At 62.5% G+C, this 22,322-nt stretch carries 20 protein-coding genes; 8 read left to right on the top strand and 12 right to left on the bottom strand.

Annotated elements, in window-relative coordinates; translation table 11 throughout:
• Positions 1-20: 20 nt before the first annotated feature.
• Positions 21-617 carry an undecaprenyl phosphate transporter UptA gene (uptA, locus tag FE782_RS26375; protein WP_138197359.1) on the bottom strand — a complete coding sequence of 199 codons (597 nt, stop codon included), beginning with the start codon at positions 615-617 and terminating at the stop codon, positions 21-23.
• Positions 618-883: 266 nt separating this feature from the next.
• Here uptA and FE782_RS26380 point away from each other — a divergent pair, with 266 nt between their 5' ends.
• Positions 884-1,213, top strand: a complete 330-nt coding sequence (locus FE782_RS26380; protein WP_238392670.1) for a cupredoxin domain-containing protein — start codon at positions 884-886, stop codon at positions 1,211-1,213.
• 48 nt (positions 1,214-1,261) lie between these two features.
• Positions 1,262-1,576 (top strand): dehydrogenase, encoded by a 315-nt coding sequence (locus tag FE782_RS26385; RefSeq protein WP_138197361.1) that lies wholly within the window; start codon positions 1,262-1,264, stop codon positions 1,574-1,576.
• Positions 1,577-2,036: 460 nt separating this feature from the next.
• On the opposite strand, the gene FE782_RS26390 is transcribed toward FE782_RS26385, so the two are convergent.
• The gene (locus tag FE782_RS26390; protein WP_238392668.1) at positions 2,037-2,414 is read right to left on the bottom strand and encodes a VOC family protein; all 378 of its coding nucleotides are present in this window, start codon (positions 2,412-2,414) and stop codon (positions 2,037-2,039) included.
• A gap of 85 nt (positions 2,415-2,499) precedes the next feature.
• Here FE782_RS26390 and FE782_RS26395 point away from each other — a divergent pair, with 85 nt between their 5' ends.
• A complete protein-coding gene (locus FE782_RS26395; RefSeq protein ID WP_138197362.1) occupies positions 2,500-3,267 on the top strand; it encodes a sulfite exporter TauE/SafE family protein in 768 nt (255 codons plus the stop codon).
• Here the strand turns inward: FE782_RS26395 and FE782_RS26400 are convergent.
• Both FE782_RS26400 and FE782_RS26405 read right to left on the bottom strand, forming a co-directional pair.
• The gene (locus FE782_RS26400; protein WP_138197363.1) at positions 3,253-4,524 is read right to left on the bottom strand and encodes an MFS transporter; all 1,272 of its coding nucleotides are present in this window, start codon (positions 4,522-4,524) and stop codon (positions 3,253-3,255) included. The two genes, FE782_RS26395 and FE782_RS26400, sit on opposite strands and share 15 nt — an antisense overlap.
• A gap of 75 nt (positions 4,525-4,599) precedes the next feature.
• The gene (locus FE782_RS26405) at positions 4,600-5,466 is read right to left on the bottom strand and encodes an AraC family transcriptional regulator (protein WP_138197364.1); all 867 of its coding nucleotides are present in this window, start codon (positions 5,464-5,466) and stop codon (positions 4,600-4,602) included.
• A gap of 133 nt (positions 5,467-5,599) precedes the next feature.
• Between FE782_RS26405 and FE782_RS26410 the strand changes: the two genes are divergently transcribed.
• Together FE782_RS26410 and FE782_RS26415 are read left to right on the top strand one after the other, a co-directional pair.
• Positions 5,600-7,573 (top strand): alpha-amylase family protein, encoded by a 1,974-nt coding sequence (locus FE782_RS26410; RefSeq protein WP_138197365.1) that lies wholly within the window; start codon positions 5,600-5,602, stop codon positions 7,571-7,573.
• A gap of 56 nt (positions 7,574-7,629) precedes the next feature.
• Positions 7,630-8,346 carry an SOS response-associated peptidase gene (locus tag FE782_RS26415; protein WP_138197366.1) on the top strand — a complete coding sequence of 239 codons (717 nt, stop codon included), beginning with the start codon at positions 7,630-7,632 and terminating at the stop codon, positions 8,344-8,346.
• Here FE782_RS26415 and yyaC read toward each other — a convergent pair.
• The gene (yyaC, locus tag FE782_RS26420; RefSeq protein WP_138197367.1) at positions 8,324-8,836 is read right to left on the bottom strand and encodes a spore protease YyaC; all 513 of its coding nucleotides are present in this window, start codon (positions 8,834-8,836) and stop codon (positions 8,324-8,326) included. The two genes, FE782_RS26415 and yyaC, sit on opposite strands and share 23 nt — an antisense overlap.
• 91 nt (positions 8,837-8,927) lie before the next feature.
• Here yyaC and FE782_RS26425 point away from each other — a divergent pair, with 91 nt between their 5' ends.
• Positions 8,928-9,152: a DUF1128 domain-containing protein gene (locus tag FE782_RS26425; RefSeq protein WP_138197368.1), complete on the top strand. Its 225-nt coding sequence runs from the start codon at positions 8,928-8,930 to the stop codon at positions 9,150-9,152.
• Positions 9,153-9,380: 228 nt separating this feature from the next.
• Here the strand turns inward: FE782_RS26425 and FE782_RS26430 are convergent, their stop codons facing one another.
• Both FE782_RS26430 and FE782_RS26435 read right to left on the bottom strand, forming a co-directional pair.
• Positions 9,381-13,025: an RCC1 domain-containing protein gene (locus FE782_RS26430; RefSeq protein ID WP_138197369.1), complete on the bottom strand. Its 3,645-nt coding sequence runs from the start codon at positions 13,023-13,025 to the stop codon at positions 9,381-9,383.
• Positions 13,026-13,136: 111 nt separating this feature from the next.
• The gene (locus FE782_RS26435; protein ID WP_138197370.1) at positions 13,137-14,150 is read right to left on the bottom strand and encodes an NAD-dependent epimerase; all 1,014 of its coding nucleotides are present in this window, start codon (positions 14,148-14,150) and stop codon (positions 13,137-13,139) included.
• Between the two features lie 107 nt (positions 14,151-14,257).
• Between FE782_RS26435 and FE782_RS26440 the strand changes: the two genes are divergently transcribed.
• Together FE782_RS26440 and FE782_RS26445 are read left to right on the top strand one after the other, a co-directional pair.
• Complete coding sequence (locus tag FE782_RS26440) at positions 14,258-15,670, top strand: RsmF rRNA methyltransferase first C-terminal domain-containing protein (protein ID WP_274388771.1); 1,413 nt, start codon at positions 14,258-14,260, stop codon at positions 15,668-15,670.
• Positions 15,671-15,694: 24 nt separating this feature from the next.
• Complete coding sequence (locus FE782_RS26445) at positions 15,695-16,702, top strand: LLM class flavin-dependent oxidoreductase (RefSeq protein WP_138197371.1); 1,008 nt, start codon at positions 15,695-15,697, stop codon at positions 16,700-16,702.
• A 601-nt stretch (positions 16,703-17,303) separates the two neighbouring features.
• On the opposite strand, the gene FE782_RS26450 is transcribed toward FE782_RS26445, so the two are convergent.
• The 5 genes from FE782_RS26450 to FE782_RS26465 all read right to left on the bottom strand — a co-directional run bounded on the left by FE782_RS26450 (position 17,304) and on the right by FE782_RS26465 (position 22,214).
• Positions 17,304-18,200 carry a CPBP family intramembrane glutamic endopeptidase gene (locus FE782_RS26450; protein WP_138197372.1) on the bottom strand — a complete coding sequence of 299 codons (897 nt, stop codon included), beginning with the start codon at positions 18,198-18,200 and terminating at the stop codon, positions 17,304-17,306.
• A gap of 63 nt (positions 18,201-18,263) precedes the next feature.
• Complete coding sequence (locus FE782_RS32440; protein ID WP_158299559.1) at positions 18,264-18,419, bottom strand: hypothetical protein; 156 nt, start codon at positions 18,417-18,419, stop codon at positions 18,264-18,266.
• 62 nt (positions 18,420-18,481) lie between these two features.
• On the bottom strand, positions 18,482-20,047 hold the full coding sequence (locus FE782_RS26455; RefSeq protein WP_138197373.1) for a UDP-glucose--hexose-1-phosphate uridylyltransferase: 1,566 nt from the start codon (positions 20,045-20,047) through the stop codon (positions 18,482-18,484).
• A complete protein-coding gene (gene galE, locus FE782_RS26460; RefSeq protein WP_138197374.1) occupies positions 20,044-21,045 on the bottom strand; it encodes a UDP-glucose 4-epimerase GalE in 1,002 nt (333 codons plus the stop codon). Before galE ends, FE782_RS26455 begins: the two co-directional genes overlap by 4 nt.
• The gene (locus tag FE782_RS26465) at positions 21,033-22,214 is read right to left on the bottom strand and encodes a galactokinase (protein ID WP_138197375.1); all 1,182 of its coding nucleotides are present in this window, start codon (positions 22,212-22,214) and stop codon (positions 21,033-21,035) included. Before FE782_RS26465 ends, galE begins: the two co-directional genes overlap by 13 nt.
• Positions 22,215-22,322: the final 108 nt, after the last annotated feature.

A 22,322-nucleotide genomic window follows, 5' to 3' on the forward strand; every position in this document is an offset into this window, starting at 1 on the left:
GACATGCTCCATCCACTACTCTAACGCGCCTTGCCGCGCCTCCATATGAACAATACGTACGCGGCGAGCCCCAGCGCGGCGATGACCATCGCCGGCTTCGCGTACGGACCGGCTACTTCGTCGATCGCCTCCCACCGTTCGCCGAGCGTCAGGCCGAGCCAAACGAAGAGAATCGACCAAGGAATGACGGCCAGCGTCGTCAGCAGCGTAAATCGACCGAGCGGCATGTTCGCGATGCCGGCCGGGATCGATATCGCGTGCCGAACGACCGGGATGAACCGCGCCGTGAAAATAACGCCCGTGCCGTACCGATCGAACCATCGTTCGGCGATGTCGATGTGCTTTTTCTTAATAAGTATGTACTTGCCGTACCGCTCGAGGAACGGCCTTCCGCCGTATTTCCCGATCCAGTACACGAACAGCTGCGCGACAACGCCGCCGACCGTGCCGAAGACGACCGCGCCGACGAACGAGATGCGCCCTTGCGACACCAAGTACCCGCCGTACGACAGAACGATTTCGCTCGGAATGACCTCCAGCATCAACCCGATCATTATGCCCCAGTACCCGAGCTGCTCCAGCCACGCCAACACGGACTGCACCACGTCATGCAACATCGCTTCCGCTCCTGCCTTCTTTTTCGTTGATAGAGACGATCTTCATTGTAATGTATTCCTTTCGGGAAAGGAACATGTCCCCCGCCGACATAATCAAGGACGAGTCACATACACTTGTACAAAAAAGCGGAAAGAAGGTCGGACGGATGAACTCACGAATCGTGGTAGTCCGCAAGTGGCAGCTGCTCGCGCTGGCCGTCGGCATCGGCTTGGTGACGGCGACGACCGTGCTCTGGGAACGCGGCGAGCCGGTGGCGGCGGACGCGATGCCGGTCGGCGAACGCGTCATCCATATGGTGACGGGAGAGTACAAGACGACGACGAAGGACGGCAAGGAAATCGAAGCGTACCGTTGGGATCCGGGCACCGTGTTCGTCAACAAGGGCGAGAACGTCAAGCTGAAAATTCTCGGCGTCAACGGCGAGCACCATCCGTTCGTCATCGAAGGGATGAACATCCAGGGCGTCGTGAAAAAGGGCGAGGAGACGACCGTCAGCTTCCACGCGTCCAAAGAAGGCATCTACCGGATCATCTGCTTCACGCATCCCGACAGCGTCAACAACGGACCGATGATCGGATATATCGTCGTAGACTAACGTCTCCCCTCCCTCTTGCATATGGTGGGAGGAGAGGTGATCAGTCTCATGATGAAGCATAACGAAAAGCATACCGCGCAGCTGCCTTCGCCGCGGAACATTCGGCGCGCCTGCGGCAGGGAGCTGTACCGTACGCTCAAGCGGTTAAACGTATACGTCGCTCCGGAGAAGGTGGAGGAGGCCGAGAGGCTGTATTTCAAGAAGGTCGTCGGCAACCTGCTGTGGATTTTCGAGCATCGCTCGAACAAGAAGAAGCAGGCCGAGTGGTGGGCGGAAGCGGTCGCCCCCGACATCGCGAAGCTGTGGGGCGTCGACGAGGAGTCGCTCGTCCGCGCGTTCAAGGAGGGCTTCGCGGGCGCGTAGGGGGCGGCGGCGGGGCCGCGGCGAGTCTGAGGGGTTATTCAGGAAGCCGGCAGTTCGTTGCGAACGGTCGGCGGGTCGGGCGGGTCGTCTCCCACGGGGGGCGGCTCGCTTTTTTGTTGCGGCTTCTCTTCTCCCGCTCCGCGGCAGATAAGGAACGCCGTCGGTTTCCCTATCGCCGCGCTCGCGCGTGCCCGCGCCTCTCCTCCTCCGATTTCGGCCCCGATATGCGCCAAAATGCAGTTATTTTCGTTCCTTGAAGCTTGTTCCGGGCGAATAGGAGCAAAACTTCATATATGCAGCGCGAAAGGAGCGGCGGAAGTTTCGAATATCGTAAGTTTTGCGGATATTCCGCGTTATCGCCCGTTTCCGGTGAGCCATACATGACATTTCGCGCATACTCCCCTCCCCGTCGGCAACAAAAAAAACGGTACGACCGAAAAATCCGATCGTACCGGTTCGCTTACGGCTTCTGGAACAGTTCCAGCTTCTCGCCGTTCGGGCCGTAGAAGAACGCGATTTGAATCCCGTTCAGAATGACGCGGGGCGCCGTGTCGATCATCGACACGCCCGCCGCCTGCAGCCGCGCGATCTCCGCTTCGATGTCGTCGACGGTGAAGGCGAGATGATTCACGATGCCGTCCGCGGACAGCTTGCCGTCGAACCGGCCGACGAGCTCCACCTCGACGCTCTCCTGCCCCGGGAACGTCAGGAACGCGAGCTCCACTTCGTCGTTCAACGCGACGCGGCGGTCCAGGTTCATGCCGATAATTTCCGTGTAAAACCGAATCGATTCGTCCATGTTCTTTACCATAACTCCGATGTGTTCCAACTTCTTCACAGATAACGCCCCTTCCAGTATACTAGTGCGTATTGTCTTGCCAGACGAGCCATTACATCATGATTGTACCGAAAGGGGCACCCGCTTGGAAACCTTGCTTCCGGAAACATTACTCTTCCTGATCGCCGCCGGCTTCATCGCCGCGTTCGTCGACTCGGTCGTCGGCGGCGGCGGCCTCATCTCGATGCCGGCGCTGCTGCTGGCGGGCCTCCCGCCCGGCGTCGTGCTCGGCACGAACAAGCTCGGCGGCACCGCCTCGTCCCTGACGAGCGCGGCGCAGTTTCTCCGCTCCGGCCACATCGAGAAGAAGCTTGCCTTCGCGCTGTTCCCGCTGTCGTTCGCCGGCTCGGCGCTCGGCTCGTATACGGTGACGCTGCTGCCTTCCGCCTTCCTCAAGCCGCTCGTCATCGTCCTGCTCATCGCCGTGACAATCTATACGATCTTCAAGAAAAGCTGGGGCAAGGACGCCGTCTACCGCGGGCTCACCAACGCGAAGCGCGCCCTCGTCGCGGTCGCCGCGTTCGTCATCGGCTACTACGACGGGTTCTTCGGTCCCGGCACCGGCTCCTTCCTGTTGTTCGCCTTCCTGCTGCTCGGCTTCGACTTCGTGCGCGCCGCGGGCAACGCGCGGCTGCTCAACTTCGCCAGCAACGTCGCGAGTCTCGCGACGTTCCTGTACTTCGGACTCGTCAACTTCGAGTACGGCATCCCGATGGCGCTCGCGATGATCGTCGGCGCGTATACCGGCTCGCGCTTCGCGATCAAGCGCGGCTCCGCGTTCGTGAAGCCGCTGTTCGTCGCGGTCACGTCGCTCCTCATCGGCAAGCAGCTATGGGACTTATGGCTTCCGTAAATCCGGCAGCTTGAACGTCACGAGTCCGAGGAGCGGCAGCACGCTCGCGGCGAGGAACACCGGCTTCAGACCGAACCCGTCGATGAAGGCGCCAAGGACGACGGCGCCGAGCGCCCCCATGCCGAACGCCAGGCCGACGATAAGTCCCGACGCCGTTCCGATATGGTTCGGCATCAAGAGCTGCGCATACACGACGACGACGGAGAAGCCCAACGAAAGAATAAAGCCCATCGCCATGAACACGGGGACGACGGCCGCCTGCGGCAGGTAAGGCAGCAACGCCGCGAACGGCACCGCCCCCGCCATCGAGCCGAAGATGATCCGCTTCGGCCCGAAGCGATCGGCGAGCGGACCGCCCACGAACGTGCCTGCGACGCCGAGCACGCCGAACAGAAACAACGGCAGCTGCGCCCACTCGATCGTCGTCGCGTACTGCTCCGCGTAGAAGTACTGGTAATAGTTTAAGATTGCCGTATGGTACGTTGATCGCGCGAACGTGAGCAGCACGAGCAGGCACATGCCGATCCAGACGACCTTCGCGGTCTTCCCGCCCCCCTCTTCCCGCGACGCCTCGGACTGCAGCGTGCGGTCCACGGTCTTCGCCGGCTTCGGCCGACGCAGATGCAAGTTTCCCTTATACCACCTCGACACGAACCAGGATATTACGACGGCGACCGCCGCTACGCCCATGAACCAGAACGCCGCCAGCTGCCCGAACGGGAGAAACAAATACTTCGTCATGAGCGGCTGCGTCGAGCTGCCCCCGTTGCCCCCGACCTGGTAGATCGATTGCGCGAGACCGCGGCGCTCGCCCGCCGCCAAGTAGACGACCTTCGAGCCTTCCGGATGGAACACGGCCGAGCCGAGCCCGACGAGCATGACGGCCGCGAGGAGGGCGGCGTAGTTCGGCGCGAGGGCGATGCCCCCCATGCCCAGCAGGCTCATGACCATGCCGAGCGGCAGCATGAACGGCGAAGGCTTGCGGTCGGAGTACATGCCGATGAGCGGCTGGAGAAGCGAAGAAGTGATATTCAACGCGAAAATGACGAAGCCGATCTGCGTGTACGACAAGTCGAGCGGCTTTTGCAGCGACGGCAAAATCGCGGGTACGACCGCCTGCATCGAGTCGTTCAGCATATGGATCGCGCTGACGCCCAGCACGACCGGGAACACGGTGCGCGCGGCGCCCTTGGCGAAGGTGAGATCCGGCGCCGGCTTCGCGAGCGTCGAGTCCGCCGTTTCGTTGGCGTTAGTCATGAAGTAAGCCTTCCTCTCCCTAGCTTTCTATGATCGTTCAATATCTCTCCAGTCTAGGAATCGGTCGGGAACGCGTCAAGCGTTTTTATGCTCGGCGCGGTACGCCGCCGGCGTCGTGCCGACGTGCCTGCGGAACAGCCGGCCGAAGTGCGCGCCGTTCGGCTGCCCGACGCGCTCCCCGATCCGCTGCACGGGCAAGTCCGTCCGCAGCAGCAGCGCCTTCGCCTGCTCGATCTGCAGCCGGTGCAAATAGCGCAGCGGGCTCATGCCCGTATGCCGCTTCAAGCAGCGCGCCAAATAATCGAAGTGGAAATGCAGCTCCCGCTCCATCGCCCCCGCGTCGAACGGCTCGGCCACCCGCTCCTGCAAGTAGCGGATGACGCTGTCCGCGATGCGCATCGTCCGCGCGCTCCCCTTCGCCGCCGGCTCCGGCTGCAGCCGGACGAGCAGCTCGCCGAGCTTCGCCTGCAGCCGGAGCGACGACTGCAGCGTGAGCGAGCGGTGCAGCCGCACCATCTCGTCCAGCAGCGGGACGATCGACTCCGCCGGCAGGTTCGCGCGCTTCGGCACGTACATCGTCTGCGGGACCGGCTCGAGATGGGCGTCGGTGCCCCGCTCGACCGTCCGCTGCCACGGGATGCGCTCGCGGTCCACGTATCGGATGGGCGGATCGTGGGCGAAGTGCACCCAATACACCTCCGTCTCCTCCTCGACCGCCCGGTGCCCCCAATGCGTCTTGCCGGGCTCAAGCACGATCACGTCGCCTTCCGTCATGGCGTATTCTTCGCCCTCTTCGCAAATGTAGAACGTCCCGCTCCGGACGAAAATCATATCGTATACCGCGAAATTGCGGACGAAATGCGACGTCCCCGGCGTCCATACCGCACGCCCGATCGTGATCAGCTGCGGCAGCGGCGGGAACGACAGCTCCAAGCAAAGCATTCGGGCCACGCTCCGTTCACTAGTAGAAATCGTATGGAAAATGGTCGAAATCGTTCCTATCTCCGCACGACTATAATCGCTTACATTAAGAGTGAGAATATAGTCATTTTCCCATAGGAGCTGAACATTTGCCATGAGATTTCGTCAGGTCCATCTCGACTTCCACACGTCGGAGGCCATTCGCGGCATCGGCACTCGCTTTTCCAAACAACAATTCCAGTCGATGCTGCGCAAAGGTCACGTCGATTCCATCACCGTCTTCTCCAAGTGCCACCACGGCTGGGCGTATCATCCGTCGGAAGCGAACGAAACCCATCCCGAGCTCGATTTCGACCTGCTCGGCGCGATGATCGAGGCGGCGCACGAGATCGGCGTCAATACGCCCGTCTATCTGTCCGCCGGACTCGACGAGAAGCTGGCGCGCCGCCGTCCCGAATGGCTCGTCCGCAAGAAGGACGAGAGCTTGACGTGGGCGAAGGATTTCATGACCCCGGGCTATCATGTGTTTTGTATGAATACGCCGTATTTGGACGTGCTCGTCGCGCAGATCGAAGAGGTCGCGCAGCGATACGACGCGGACGGCATCTTCCTGGACATCGTCGGCGTTCACGAGTGTTATTGTCAGTCCTGCGTCGCCTCGATTCGCGCGGAAGGCGGCGATCCTCGCGACCTCGCGGCGATGAAGCGGCTGTGGGAGCGGACGTACGCGCGGTACGCCGAAGCGACGAACGCGGCCGTATGGAAGCATAAACCGGGGCTTCCCGTGTTCCATAACGGGGGCCACATTACGAAGGGACGCCGCGACCGCGCGTTCTATAATACCCATCTCGAGCTGGAATCGCTGCCGACCGGCGGCTGGGGCTACGACCACTTCCCGTTGTCCGCTCGTTACGCGCAGACGCTCGGGATTCCGTATCTCGGCATGACCGGCAAATTCCATACGTCGTGGGGCGAATTCGGCGGCTATAAGCATCCGAACGCACTGCGGTACGAAACCGCGCTCAGCCTGGCGAACGGCGCGCGCATCTCCATCGGCGACCAGCTCCACCCGGAAGGGCTGATGGACGAAGCGACGTACGCGCTGATCGGCGCGGCGTACGCGGAGGTCGAAGCGAAGGAGCCGTGGTGCGCCGATGTCGAGAGCGTCGCGGACGTCGCCCTGCTGTCGCTCGAAGCGCAGCAATCGTACGCGCTCGGCGATCCGGAGTCGCGCCACGTCCATGCCGACGCGGGCGCCGTACGGATGCTGCTCGAGGGCAAGCTGCTGTTCGACGTCGTCGACCGCGAAGCGGATTTCGCGAAGTACAAGGTCGTCGTCCTGCCCGACGCCGTACCGGTCGACGACGATCTGATGCATCGCCTTGCGCCGTTCCTCGCCGCCGGCGGCAAGGTGCTCGCGACGGGGACGTCCGGCTTGACGCCCGCCGGCGACGCCTTCGCGCTGAAGCTCGGCGCCGCGTACGTCGAGCCGAACCCGTACGTGCCGAGCTACTTCCGCCCGGGCTTCGAGGTCGCCGGGCTGCCTTCGGCGTCCTACGTCATGTACGCGCAAGGCCAGCGCGTCGAGCTGGCGGACGGCGGGGTCGCGCACGGATCGCGGGAGAACTCGTACTTCAATCGCGACGTCTTCGCGTTCTGCTCTCATCAGCATACGCCTAGCACGCTCGAGGCCGACGGCCCCGGCATGACCGAGGGCGAACACGGCATCTACCTCGCATGGAACGTATTCGAGGACTATGCCAAGAAAGGCAGCCTCGTCCTGCGGGAGAGCGTGCTGTACGCGCTGGACCGGCTGCTGCCCAAGAAGACGCTGCGGACGAACTTGCCGGCGCAAGGCGTCGTTACGGTGCAGCGGCAATCGGCGAAGAACCGATGGGTGGCGCATCTGCTATATGCCGCGCCGGTTCGCCGCGGAACGGGCGTCGAGGTGATCGAGGACCTCGTGCCGATGCGGGACGTGGCGGTCGAGATCGCGGCGCCGGCCGGGGCGAAGGACGTCTACCTCGCGCCTAGCGGGGAGAAGCTGCCGTTCGCGCAGGAAGACGGCGTCGTTCGGACGAAAGTGCCGGAATTTACGTCGCACGCGATGGTCGTTTTGCAATTTTAGATTTGTATGAGGTCGTCCGCGCATGCGACAATAGATCCCAAGGAGGGATCCGTCGTATGTGCGGACGTTTTACGTTGACGGCCGATTGGGGCCTCGTCAGGGAATGGTTTTTCATCGAGATGGCGGAACAGATGGAGCGCATCGCTCCTCGATATAACGTAGGACCCGGGCAGGACGTGCTCGCGGTGATCGCCCATGAGGGGAAACGCCGGGCCGGCTGGCTCCGCTGGGGGCTGAAGCCGTCGTGGACCGGAGCCGACGGGAAGGCGCCCGCGCCGCTCATGAACGCGCGCGCGGAATCGCTCGCCTCGCGTCCGACGTTCAAGACGCTGCTGGCGCGCCGGCGCTGCCTCGTGCCGGCGGACGGCTTCTACGAATGGAAGAAGGCCGCGGACGGGAAGAAGCAGCCGATGCGCGTCGTCTTGACGGATCGGCCGCTCTTCTCGTTCGCGGCCCTATATGATACGTATATGGCGGAGGACGGCACGCGGCATCATTCCTGCGTCATCGTGACGACCGAGCCGAACCGGACGATGTCCGCGATTCACGATCGGATGCCGGCCATTCTTCGCCGCGAGGACGAGCCGCTCTGGCTCGATCGGTCCGTCTCGGCGCCGGACCGGCTGCTGCCGCTGCTCCGGCCGTACGACGACGCGGCGATGCGCGCCTACCCGGTGTCCGCGGCCGTCGGCAACGTCCGTTGGGACGCGCCCGCCTGCATCGAGGAGGTCGCTCCCCCGGAGCCGCCGCCTACCTTGGGAACGCTGCTGTAATCGCGTGCACGATCGTGTCGGCCATCGTCATGACGCGATGCAGCGACGTGTTCTGCAGGATCGCGTACGACTTGATGCCGTTCCCGTTCACGATGCCGGCGATGCCGTAATCGCCCACGGGCGGCAGATTGCGCCCCATCGACGCGCCCGGCAGCATCGGCACGTGCGTCACCTGGAAGCGACCGACCGACTCCGGACGGCCGAGCGCCGCGTCGATCGCGACGACCGCCTCGGCGCCCGCGGGAACCGCGGCGAGCTCCGTCATCCACGCCGGCAGCGTGTTCGCGTCGCACGGCGACGCCAGCGTGCCGATGACGCGCTCGTAGCCGGCGTTCGACAGCGCCGTGCCGACGAGCGGGCCGAGCGCGTCGCCGGTCGAGCGGTCCGTTCCGATGCACAGGAACGTGATCGGCCTTCCATTGATCTTGCCGCGCAGGTCGAGCAGCTCGCGCTTCAATCCTTCGCCGTCTACCGTGTACAATCGCTCCATGCTCGTACCTCCGTTCGCGGCTTCGTTTTCGAAGCATTTTCCTAGCAACCATGATACAATGAATCCAACCAAGACGAAAGGACGGGACCTCATGGACCTTACGAAGGCGACGCCGGAGAACGTCGATTACATGGTCGAGCAGATTAAGACGCGGCTCCGGATGGCGACGGGAGCGGCGATCAAGTCGACGCAGTTCAACGAAGAGATGTATGAGGATTTGAAAGACCTCTACGATATGGTCATGAGCAAGGAGCGGTTCAGCATCAGCGAAATCGAGGCGATCGTCTCCGAGCTCGGCAATTTGCGCAAGGGGTAACGCGCACCCGCCCGGCACGAACGGGAAATCCTCCCTCTAATTCGGCTCGGCAGCGGAGAATTGCAGCGATTAAAGGGAAAACCTCCCTCTAATTGCCTGATTTTTCCCATTTTCGGGCCATCTCATCGAAATTAGAGGGACTTTTTCCGTTTTGCATGCGCTGCCGACGGTACGCCTCTCGATTACAAAGAACGAGCCGAAGTCGAATTTCTCGACTTCGGCTCTTTTTTACACCAACGGCGGGGTCCACGGCCACAACCTCGGCTCGAGGAGACGCAGCAGGAACTGAACGTCTTCCTTCCCGAACCCATCGGGACCCGCGAAGTTCGGCAGTCGTTGCCCGCTGTTCATATACTGGAATACATGAACGAGGGACAACGGCTCTGTGCTCGTAGGCTTGATGAGCATGCGCGCATTCGCTTCAAGCTCCCATTCGGACCCATGGTCCGTCAGCGGCAGGAGCGCAATGCCGCTGCCCGTCGCGTAATTCGACCGGACGAGAATTTGTACAGCCCCGGGAGGGACCGCGACGCCTTCGGTTGGCAGCGGGAATCGATACGCCCCCGCCTTCTCCGTCACCGTGCCGATCGGGCTGCCTACTGGCGCACCGAGACTGTCCGCAAAGAGAACATCGTAACTCGCAAGACCCGTCTCGCTCCCCGCGGGACTCCACATGACCGTGCCCGCGATCCGATCCGCGCTCGGATCGATATCGAAAAATCCGAGGTTCATTGCGTGCGGCAAGCCCGGCGTCGGGGTAATCGACGGCAGATCGACGATAGCGGCCGTCGCGCTCTCCTCATAGTCGGAGTTTACCGCGTAGATGCCGATTTTCGCCGCGCCCGACGGGATTGCGATGTTGTTCGGGACGGTAACGTTGGTCGACAGCGTCTCTTTATTCCAATGTCTCAGGAAGAAATAAGAACTGACCTTCTCTTCGTTTTCGTCCAAAAAGTACAGTTGGTAGCCGTAGACGGATTGAATCTCCCCGTTCACTTGCTCCCAAGATAATCGTGCATCAAGCATAGAACCATTCTGATTCCCGTTGAAACTTACAACACTAGGCGCTTGAAGATCGGCGTTGACAACCGCCTCGACGCTCTCTCCCGACGTGTTATCGGTAATTGCAATATTTCTCCAGGCGAGTGCCTGCGGCTGACCTTCCCTACCGACAGTTATCAAGAGGTCACGGTAGAGGGATGTTACAAACGGCTCCACTAGCTCGATCTCGTAGGAACCGGTCGAACCCACTGGGATCCGTGCCATGTCAGAACCGATTTGCCCGTTCTCTAACAGCGACTGAACGATATATTCATCGACGTATGGTTCGCCCGGCGCTTTCGTCCATTGTAACGTGGCTTTGACGTTGCCCCGCATGGCGTCGGCGTCCGACAACTTCGGGTTTTCCGGGAAAAACGGCGCGTCGTACAACGGGAAGAAATCATCTTGGAACCCGCCGGGTGCAAGCATCGTTCGAAGCACCAACGTGTGCCGCCCCGGCGCGATCGCCGTGTTCATCGGGATGGCGACCTCGAGCGCGCCGGACGACGCCGTAGCGATCGCCTCCCCGATCGGCAGGCCATCTTTGTCGCCGAGGAAAACTTCGTAGCCGCTAATCCCGTATTCCATAGCCGCGCTGGACAAGTTCCAGGCTACCCTTCCCCCGATTTCGCCCGTTTCATTATCCTCGTCCAAGAACCTCAAGCCGAACGCGGCATCAGCGGTCGCCCGCACTTCCATCTCGTAAGCGAGCTGCCCGTTGCCGTCCAACAACTGGACCAGGTAATGGTCGACTGGATGCACCAACGGAAACTCGTCTACCGGAATCGTTGCGGGACTCGTGGCCGGAATCTCGCCTATCGGAGTGGAAGTTGTCCCTTCTCCGTGAAACGCTACATAGATCATCCTCAATCTTGCAACAGGCCCGACGTCGGAAGACGGTTGAATCGTCAGCGTATCGTCGGCATAATGCACCTTCGGCAGGTTCACGGGGTTGTCGACGATCGGGAACGGATGCGGCAAGGTGTATACCCCGGATGCTCCGGAGGACCCCGTTATCGTCACCTCAATCTGGATGCCGACGGCTCCGGCCGGAATAACATTTCCCGAGAAATCGATCCGATTCATCTCGAACGGCACGCCGATGTCGCCCAGAGATTCCCCCGTTGCGTTGACGTAGAAGGCTCGATATGATGACATGTCTCCCGTCCAACGCGACGCATCCCATTGCAAGCGGCCGCTCAGCTTCCCTATGTCAGGGTCGGAATCGCCTATTGAAAGGAAATCCGCCGAAAGGAACGTAAACGCGGTCGGCATCCAAGTCGGCAGCGCATACACGGTTCCTATATCCGCGTCCGCGGCGATCGGACCGAGGACCCGCTTTAACGAATGGTAACCCGACAATTCGCCGAAATAATTATGACGAAACTCCGGCGAGGTTCCGCTAGGGATATCAGTGAAGACGCAAACGCCGTCCGCCCCAGCGTAACCGAGCTGCCGCACGTTATCCATTTCGAAATACAAACTCGCATCGACGCATCCAAGCGCCGCTCCGCCTCGGTAATCGACGATTTTCGCCCGCACCTCGTAGCCGGTTTCGATCAGATCCGCCAACGGCGTCGGAGCGGTCACCCGCCAATCGCCGATCGCGTCCGGACCGATCAGGTTCGAGCTGTTGTCTCCCCATCCCAAGCCGACTCCTCCTTGGAACACGGCGAAGGAATTGTATTGGCCCGCGGCGAGATACGTAATGTCCGTCCCTGCATTCGATAGGACGACTGTCGGGTTATACCATGTTGCATTGTACGTATCGTGAGCGAGTTCTCCCTTATAATTCGTGCCGATGCCTTGTACATTTCCCAACTCGTCAAGCACGAGCGTGTGAGAAGTCCCCGTCGCTACGACATTAGGCTTTAATGCCTCCAATTCCGGCAAACGAACAGGAAACGTATAATACCAATCCGACGAGGCTTCCGAATCCGTCAGTTGGTTATCCGCATTCTCGCCCCAACCGTAGACGTGAAATTCGTCCGTAATCGCGATGCTGTGATCCGCCGATTTATCCGTATGAATGCTGCGGACGTTCGTGCCCAAGCCGGACACTTCGACGGGATATTCCGAATAGGGGTGAGCCGGATTAAGAATCGCGGATATTCCGGTACCGAGCTGCCCCCGGCTGCTATCTCCCCAGGCGTATACGACGCCTGTCACGCTCTCTTCCCGCAAAGCCAATGCATAATCGTTCCCCGCTTGGATGTCGGCGATGCCTTCCAACGGCTCCATATATCCGACTTCGACCAAGACGGGCACGTTCGTATTCCCCGTGTTTCGATTCCCCAGCTGACCGCGGTCGTTGCGCCCCCAACTATATACCTTGGTACCGGAGGTCAACGCCATGCTGAAATAAGCCCCGGCTTCCACCTTCGTGACGGTTCCCGCCTCAGGCGGTATGTAGATCGTCTTGGCGACGAACGAATCTTCGTACGTACCGTCTCCGAGCTGGCCGTAATCGTTAGCGCCCCACGTCCATACTTTTCCGTCGAATCCGAGCGCAACGGTATGACTTTCGCCGACGGCGATTTGCGCGATGCCCGTCAACGGCGTCCCGTTCAACTTCCGGACGGGAGTCGGAAGCGGTTGTTCCAGGGTATGCTCGTATTCCATATTCGTTCCCAGCGGACGCCATCCCCAGCTCCAGACCCCGCCGTTTTCGTCCAACGCGGAAGTCATGTAATACCCGGCTTCCACCTGTTTGAACCCAGGCGCATCCGAGATCTTCGCGGACGCCGACGGAACCGGTAGGAACGACTGCAGCAGCAATGCTCCCGCCAATAGACTCGAGGCCATTTTCCAAACACGTGTATGTTTCCTCATTCGAATCGCTCTCTCCCATTCTCCGAACCTAGCTGAACTACTCTATACTAGCAATAATTAACCATGGAAAATAGGAGCTGCTTCACAAAATGGAAGAAAAATTTGCGCGCTTCACTTGTTTTCGTAATACCCCCGATACCACTCCACGAAGCGGCGCAAGCCCTCCCGCAGCGGCGTGCTCGGGCGGAAGCCGACGTCGCGCTCGAGCTCCGAAATGTCCGCGTACGTCGCATACACGTCCCCGGGCTGCATCGGCGCGTACTCGACGACCGCCTTGACGCCCAGCAGCTCCTCCAGCGTCGCCACGAATTCGCCGAGCGCGACCGGCTCGTTGTTGCCGATGTTGTACACCTTATAAGGCGCATAGCTGCCGCTCGGGTTCGGATGCTCGCGGTCCCACGTCGGGTTCGGCGCCGGCACGCGGCGCATGACGCGCACGACGCCTTCGACGATATCGTCGACGTACGTGAAGTCGCGGCGCATGTCGCCGTGGTTGAACAGCCGAATCGTCTTGCCCGCGAGGATGTCGCGCGTGAACGAGAAATACGCCATATCCGGGCGCCCCCAAGGGCCGTAGACGGTGAAGAACCGTAGCCCCGTCGTCGGCAAGCCGAACAAGTGGCTGTACGTATGCGCCATCAGCTCGTTAGACTTCTTCGTCGCGGCGTACAAGCTCACCGGATGATCGACCGGGTCCGTCGTGCGGAACGGCATCGTCACGTTGGCTCCGTATACCGAGCTAGACGAAGCATAGACGAGATGCTTCACCCCGCGGTGCCGGCACGCCTCGAGCATGTTGGCGAAGCCGACCAGATTGGAGGCCACGTATTTGTCCGGACGCTCCAGACTGTACCGAACGCCCGCCTGCGCGCCGAGATGAACGACATAATCGAACGCGTCGTCTTGGAACAGCCGATCCACGACCTCCTTGTCCGCGAACGAGCCCTCGACGAACGAGAACCGATCCGTTGCGCCCAGCCGCTCCAGCCGCGAGCGCTTCAGCCCTACGTCATAATAATCGTTCAAGTCGTCGATGCCGATCACGCGAACCCCTTCCCGCAGCAGCCTCTCCGCCGTATGGTATCCGATAAACCCGGCCGCGCCGGTAATAAGCACCGTCTCCATCTGTTCCTCCTGACTTACGACCCGGACCGCTAAGACGGGGCGCCTTTGTTTTTTCGATGAAATCATCATATCATGGGAAGCAATAAGCTGAAACCGAGGTGTTTACAGTGACGACGACGGAGAAGCTGCCGGAAGCGTTCATATCGAAAATGGAAACCCTTCTCGGCCCCGAAGCCGCAGCGCTCTTCGCAAGCTACGAAGAGCCGAAGGCCGTCGGACTGCGGACGAATCCGCTGAAGACGGATCCCGAGACGCTCGCGCGGGCGCTGCCGTTCGAGACGACGCCCGTGCCGTGGTGCGAGACGGGGCTGTCCTGCGACGCGGAGACGGCCGCGGCCGCGGCGCCGGGTAAGCACCCGTACCATGCGGCGGGGCTGTACTATATGCAGGAGCCGAGCGCGATGTATCCGGCGGCGCAGCTCGGCGCGGAGCCGGGCGAACGCGTGCTCGACCTATGCGCCGCCCCCGGCGGCAAGACGACGCATCTCGGCGGCGCGATGGCGGGACGCGGACTGCTCGTCGCGAACGAATACGAAGCGAAGCGAGCCAAGGCGTTATCGGAAAACGTCGAACGGCTCGGCCTGACGAACTGCCTCGTGCTGAACGAAACGCCGGAGCGGCTCGCGGCGCGGCTGCCGGGCTTCTTCGACCGCATCTTGGTCGACGCGCCCTGCTCCGGCGAAGGGATGTTCCGCAAGGATCCGGAGGCGGCTTCGTATTGGAGCGAGGCGCATGTCGCCGCTTGCGCGCGCACGCAAGGAGCGGTGCTCGACGCCGCGTTTGCCATGCTGAAGGAAGGCGGCACGCTCGTCTACTCGACCTGCACGTTCTCCCCCGAGGAGAACGAGCGGGCGATCGAGGCGCTGCTGTCGCGCTTCCCGGACCTAGAGCCGCTGCCGCTGCCGCACGCGTTCGGCGTCTCGGCCGGCGTGCCCGCGTGGTCCGCGACCGGCGACGAGCGGCTCGCGCGGACGGCGCGGCTGTGGCCGCATCGCGTGCGGGGCGAGGGACACTTCGCCGCGAAGCTCGTCAAGCGCGGCGAGGCGCCGCCGGCCGCAGCCCCGGCGAAGAAAAGCGCCGCCGGCAGCGGCCCTTCGCGGCAGCAGCTCGCGCTGTACCGCGCCTTCGAAGCGCAGGCGCTCGCCGGGACGATCGACGGCGACTTCCTGCTGTTAGGCGCCCAGCTGTACCGGCTGCCGGACGAATGTCCCGCGCTCGCCGGCCTGCGCGTCGTGCGGCCGGGGCTCCATCTCGGCGAGCTGAAGAAGGACCGGTTCGAGCCGAACCACGCGCTGGCGCTCGCCCTGCCGGCGGAGCGGTTCCGGCACCGGTACGAGCTCCGGGACGCCGGCGAACGCGCCGTCGACGCGTATTTGCGCGGCGAGACGCTGCCGAGCGACGGCGACCGGGGCTGGCTCGCCGTCACATATGACGGCTACCCCCTCGGCTGGGGCAAGGAATCCAAGGGGACGATAAAAAATTTCTACCCGAAGGGGCTTCGACGCATAGGAGCATTATAAGGAGCGAAGGAGGCGTTACGGCGAATGGTGAAATTAAGCGTGCTGGATCAATCGCACATCGGGGAAGGCCGGACCGCGAGAGACGCGCTCGACGAGACGACGCGGCTCGCGCAGGCGGCCGAACGGTTCGGATATACGCGGTTCTGGGTATCGGAGCATCACGGCATGCCGATGCTCGCCCATTCGAGCCCGGAGGTGCTGCTGGCGCATCTCGGCGCCCATACATCGCGCATTCGCCTCGGCTCGGGCGGCGTCATGCTGCCGCACTACAGCGCTTATAAGGTCGCGGAAAACTTCCGCCTGCTCGAAGCGCTCCACCCGGGCCGCATCGACGTCGGCCTCGGCCGCGCGCCCGGCGGCATGCCGATCGCGTCGCGGGCGCTGCAGCAGGACAAGCGCGTCGACATCGACCGCTATCCGGAGCAGGTCGCCGACTTGATCGGCTATTTGCACGACGCGCTCCCGACGGATCATCCGTTCGCTCGGCTCGCCGCGATGCCCGCGATCCCGACGGCCCCCGACGTCTGGCTGCTCGGCTCGAGCGACGAAAGCGCCCGGATCGCCGCGCGGCAAGGGCTCGCGTTCGGCTTCGCGCAGTTTTTCGGCGTGACGGAGGGCGAACGCGCCATGCGGCTGTACCGCGAGGCGTTCCGGCCGTCCGCATACCTGAAGGAGCCGATGTCGCTCGCCGCGGTGCTCGTCATCTGCGCCGAAACGGACGAGGAGGCGAACCGGCTCGCGTTCAGCTCCGACCTCTTGTTCCTCAAGCTTGAGCTCGGGCAAGAGCTTCGGGAGCTGCCGTCCGTCGCGACGGCGGAGGATTACCCGTACACGGAGTACGACCTGCAGCGCATCCGGTACGGCCGCCAGCGCCGGTTCGTCGGCACGCCCGAGCGAGTGAAGGCGGAGCTGCTCGCCGCCGGGGAACGGTACGGGACCGACGAGTTCATGATCGTCACGCCCGTGCACGACGAGAATGCCCGCATCCGCTCGTACGAGCTGCTGGCCGACGCGTTCGGCGTTCGGACGTAACGGAGAAGGCCCCTCGTCCGCGCGTTCCCGCCGCGAATGAGGGGCCTGATTTCTATTTGTTCGGCGGAACCTAAGCCGCGCTCCGTTTCCTCAGCCTAACGCCTGCACAAGTACAGCTATTCACCCTACTATTTCCTCGTAACCATGCTTTACATGCAAATCTGCATTTATTTTCCTCTGTCAAGAAGCAATCAGCCATATTACCTGTACCTGTGCAGGCATTCGTCCGTTACATGCATTTTCGCGCCAAAATACCTGCAGCTTTACATCCACGCAAGGTCCCCTGGGTGCTTTCTTCGCGCTCTTTCTCACCTGATTCCTTTAGGTCAGGATACCCCGCCACTCTCATGCCCCCGCAGGCTTTTCTAACCTGATTCCTCTTGCTCAGGCAGCTCCCCCCGCTCGCCCCTGAGCAGAGGAAATCAGCTTAGAAAGGAGACGCCGGCTGTTGCTCCCTCCCCCGCCCCTGAGCAGAGGAAACCAGCTTAGAAAAGAAGCCGCCGACTGCTGCTCCCTCCCCCGTCCCTGAGCAGAGGAAATCAGCTTAGAAAAGAGCGCGGCTACTCCTCCTTCCCCCGGCCTGAGCAGAGGAAACCCCAGCTTAATAAGGAGCAGCCGCCGGAGACGACCCCCGCCTACGGATCGCGAGCGCCAGCCAGAGCGATGCGCCCGCGGTCGCGAGCGTAACCGCGAAGCTGCCCTCCAAGCCGAAGGCGCCGCCGGACACGAAGTCGTTCAGCGACTCGACCCGCAAGATCGAAGGCGTCTCCACGCCGGACACCGCCATGCCGAGCACGTCGCCCTGCACGAAGTTCCATGTCATGTGGGCGCCGATCGGCGCCCACAGCCCGCCGCTCCACTCGCGGAGCAGTGCCAGCATAACGCCGGCGAGCACCAGGTTGAGCATGGGGAACGCGTTCGACAGGACGGCCGGGTTGTTCATATGGAACAACGCGAACAGCGCCGACGACACCAACGCGGCTGCGGCGACGCCGCCCGACCGGCGGACGACCCCGTATACGTAACCTCGGCTGAACACCTCTTCCCCGACGGCGACGGAAGCGAACAGGACGACGTCGAACAGCAGCGCGACGGCGACGTCGGATGTCAGCGCGGCGTCGACGATGACGATGCCGCCCGCGATCCATGCGATCAGGAACGCCAGCACGATCAAGAGCGCGCCTAGCGCCAACCCGAGCAGCAGCTTAGGCAGCCAATCGCGCTGCCTCCACCCGAGCGTCCACGTCCGCTCCCGCTCCATGGCGTAATACAAAATCGCCGCCGCCGCGACGCCGCTCGCGGCGCTCAAGGCGAAGGAGGCGGTTCGGAGCCACGGATTCGACTGCAGCAGCTCCGTAATGCTTTCGGGCGACACGTTCCCGCCGCTTCGCGCCGCGTCCATCACAGCGGCGACGAAACCGACCCCACCGCTGACGACGAGATTGAGGACAAGAAACAAAACCGTAGCGAGCAGCACTTTGCCCGTTGTTTTCCACATCGAAGAAAACCCCCGTTAGATATCGATTAGGTTTCCTAATCATACCAAACGGGGGCTTCGAATTCACTCCGGCGCGTCCAGCTTCTCCGGCCGGACGCGCACCGTCTCGACCTCGGAGACGGCGATTTCGATTTCGTCGTCATCGCCGCCGACGATCGTGCCTTCGCCGAAGCCGTCGATCTCGACGCGCCGGCCCGGAATGACGTCTTGCGGATCCATTCGCTCCACCCTCCAACTTTTCCCTTAGCATCTCGCGAAGGAGGGCGGTTCATGCATGCCGCTTACCGGTTGTCGCGATATCCCATCGACGCGAGGAACGCGGCGAACGCCGCCTGTCCCTTCTCGTCTTGCTTATATACCCCCGCATCCGTCAAGACGCGAAGGAAGATGCCGCCGACCTCGTCCTGCAGCAGCCGCTCCGCGTCCGAGGCGGACAGCGCCGTTCCGTGCGCGGCGAGCAGCCGGTCGATCCAAGCCGTATGCTTGTGCAGCGCATGATCGGCATCCGCCCGCCAAGCATCGTCGGAGGACTGCCCCGTAAGCAGCGCGGCGATCGCTTCGAGCTCCTCCTTCAAGCGGCCCGGCAGCACCGCGAGCCCCATAACCTCGATCAGGCCGATGTTTTCCTTCTTCACGTGGTGCAGCTCGCGATGCGGGTGGAAGAGGCCTTCCGGATGCTCTTCGGTCGTGCGGTTGTTGCGCAGCACGAGGTCGAGCTCGTATTCGCCGTTCGGCGTCAGCCGCGCGATCGGCGTAATCGTATTGTGCGGCGTCTCGCCGGTGAAGGCGCGCACCTCTGCCGACTCGTCGCTGTACGCCCGCCATGCGGCGAGCATCGCCACGGCCGCCTTGCGCAGCTGCACCCGGTTGAACGAGACGAGCCGCACGACGGACATCGGCCACTTCACGATGCCGGCCCGCACGTCCGGCAGCTCCGGATGCGCGAACGTCCGCGCGATCGGCGCCTTCTCCTCGGGGAACGCATGGCGCCCGCCCTGGAAGTGGTCGTGATTCAAGATCGATCCGCCGACGATCGGCAAATCCGCGTTCGAGCCGATGAAGTAATGCGGGAACTGGTCGAGGAAGTCGAGCAGCCGATCGAACGTCCGATCCGAAATTTGCATGGGCACATGACCGCTATGGAAAATGATGCTGTGCTCGTTGTAATACACGTACGGCGAATATTGGAAAAACCAATCTTCCCCGTCCAGCTTCAGCGGGATGACGCGCAGATTTTGCCGGGCCGGGTGATTCAGCCGCCCTGCGTAGCCGACGTTGTCCGCGCACAGGAGACATTTCGGATACGCGACCGACGGCGCGTTTTTCAGAAGCGCGATTTCCCGCGGGTCCTTCTCCGGCTTGGACAGGTTCACCGTAATTTCGAGCTCGCCGAAGTCCGTCGGCGTCCGCCAGTACAGATTGCGGCGGATACGGTCCATCCGAATGTACGCCGCGTCGATCGACATCGCGTAGAAGCGGTCGGTCGCCGCCTGCACCCCGCCGCTGCCGGCGATGCTCCGGAACTCCCGCACGACCTCGGACGGCCGCGGCATCAGGCAGCCCATAAGCCGCGTATCGAACAGGTCTCGATGCGTCAGCGTGTTCTCCTCGAGGATGCCTGACTCGGCCGCGTAATCGAGCAGCCGTTCGAGCGGCTCGACGGGCGAGTCGAGGGCCGGATCCGGCGCGGCGCCGGCGTACGGCTCGGCCAGACGGAGCAGCTCGAGCATCGCGTTGCGCGAATACGCGAGGTCGAGCGGCTCGATGAGCCGCTTCTGCAGCGCGTACTGCAGCAGCCGCTCGACCTCGTAGGCGGCGTCGACCCCGCCGCGCGTCTCCGCCGTCATGACGGCTCGCTCCCGTCGCCGTAGCCGTTCGGATGTGCCTGATGCCAGCTCCACGCGCTCGCGATGATGTCCTCTAACGCCGCGCGCTTCGGCTGCCAGCCGAGCTCCGCGCTGGTAGCGGCCGACGAAGCGACGAGAATGGCCGGATCGCCCGCGCGGCGCGGCTCGACCTTCGCCGGGATCGGATGGCCGGTGACGCGGCGCGCGACCTCGACGACCTCGCGCACCGAATAGCCGCGGCCGTTGCCGAGATTGTACACGCCGCTTTCGCCGCCCTCGCGCAGCTTCTTCACCGCGAGCACATGCGCGTCGGCGAGATCCTGCACATGGATGTAATCGCGAATGCACGTGCCGTCCGGCGTCGGGTAGTCGTCGCCGAACATCGAGATCGCTTCGCGCTGCCCGAGCGCGACCTGCAGCACGACCGGCACGAGATGCGTCTCGGGCTTGTGGTCTTCGCCGATCTTGCCGCTCTCGTGCGCGCCCGCCGCGTTGAAGTACCGCAGCGACACGTACTTGATGCCGTGCGCCGTGTCGAACCAGCGCATCATGCGCTCCATCGCGAGCTTCGTCTCGCCGTACGCGTTCGTCGGCTCCGTCCGGTCGCTCTCTTCGATCGGCACCCGCTCCGGATTGCCGTACGTCGCCGCCGTCGACGAGAAGACGATACGCTTCACGCCGGCTTCCTGCATCCGCTCCAGCAAACATAAAGTACCATACACATTGTTATGGTAATATTTGCCCGGATTCGTCATGCTCTCGCCGACGAGCGAATTCGCGGCGAAGTGGATGACGGCGTCGATGTCGTTTTCCGCGAACACCTTCTTCATGGCCGCCTCGTCGCGCAGATCGCAGACGTACAGCTTGCCTCCGAGCACCGCTTCCTTGTGGCCCGTCTCCAGGCTGTCGACGACGACGACGTCCTCGCCGAGCGCCAGCAGCTCCGCTACCGTATGCGAGCCGATATACCCGGCTCCTCCCGTTACTAAGACCGCCATGCTTTCACCCCGTCTCCGATATCCGCGACGTAGAACGCCGCCGCGAGCCCCGTACGCTCCGTATAGTTTTTGCCGACCTGCGCTTTGAACTTCTCGATCGCATCCTCATGCACGAGCGACACCGTGCAGCCGCCGAAGCCGGCGCCCGTCATGCGGGAGCCGAGCGTGCCGTCGATGGCGCGCGCTTCTTCCACGAGCACGTCGAGCTCCTTGCAGCTGACCTCGTACAGGTCGCGCAAACTTTCGTGCGAGCCGTTCATCAGCGCGCCGAAGCCGATCAGATCGTCTTCGCGCAGCGCGGCCACCGCCCGCTTCACGCGGTCGATCTCTTCGACGACGTGGCGCGCCCGCTTGCGCACTTCCGCGTCGACGATCGCGTCCTCGTTCGCTTCGAATTGTTCGAGCGACAGCTCGCCTAGCAGCTTGAGCCCCGGGATGCGCGACTGCAGCGCCTGCACCGCTTGCTCGCATTGCGAACGGCGCGTGTTGTACTCGGAGTCGACGAGCCCCCGGCGCTTGTTCGTGTTCGAGATGACGAGCTTGTAAGCGCCGCTGTTGAACGGCACGAGGTCGTATTCGAGCGTGTCGCACATGAGCAGGATCGCGTGATCCTTCTTGCCGTTCGCGACGGCGAACTGGTCCATGATGCCGCAGTTGACGCCGACGAATTTGTTTTCGACCTTCTGGGCGAGCAGCGCGAGCTTCACGGTGTCGATCGGGTCGACGCCTTCCATCGCCATCAGGCCGAAGCCGGTCACGACTTCGATCGACGCCGAGGAGGAGAGGCCCGCCCCGTTCGGGATCGCCCCGGAGAACAGGACGTCGTAGCCGCGGGAGAACGATAAGCCTTCTTGCTGCAGGAACGCCGCCATCCCCTTCGGATAGTTCATCCAGTCGTCCGCTTCGTCATAGACCAACTCGTCTATGGAAAAATGTTTCACCGATCCCGGGAAATTCGTCGACGCAAGGCCGAGCGAGCGATCGCCGCGAGGCCTTGCGAGCATCGCGGTGCCGAACGTGAGCGCCGCCGGGAACACATACCCGCCGTTATAGTCCGTATGCTCGCCGATCAGATTGACGCGCCCCGGCGCGTGAAAGCCTTGGATGCCTTCCTCCGGTCCGCCGAACAGACGCAGAAACTCTTCTTTCAATTGCTGGAAATCCGCCATGGGAAGATCCGTCCTTTGCTTCGGTTTTGGTTTCTCTTATCCTCAGTATAAGAAACTTCTTCGCCCCGCGCCATGGAGCGATGTTATCGTCGTATGGAATAATGTGAT

This window comes from Paenibacillus antri (assembly GCF_005765165.1).
Lineage (GTDB): Bacteria > Bacillota > Bacilli > Paenibacillales > YIM-B00363 > Paenibacillus_AE > Paenibacillus_AE antri.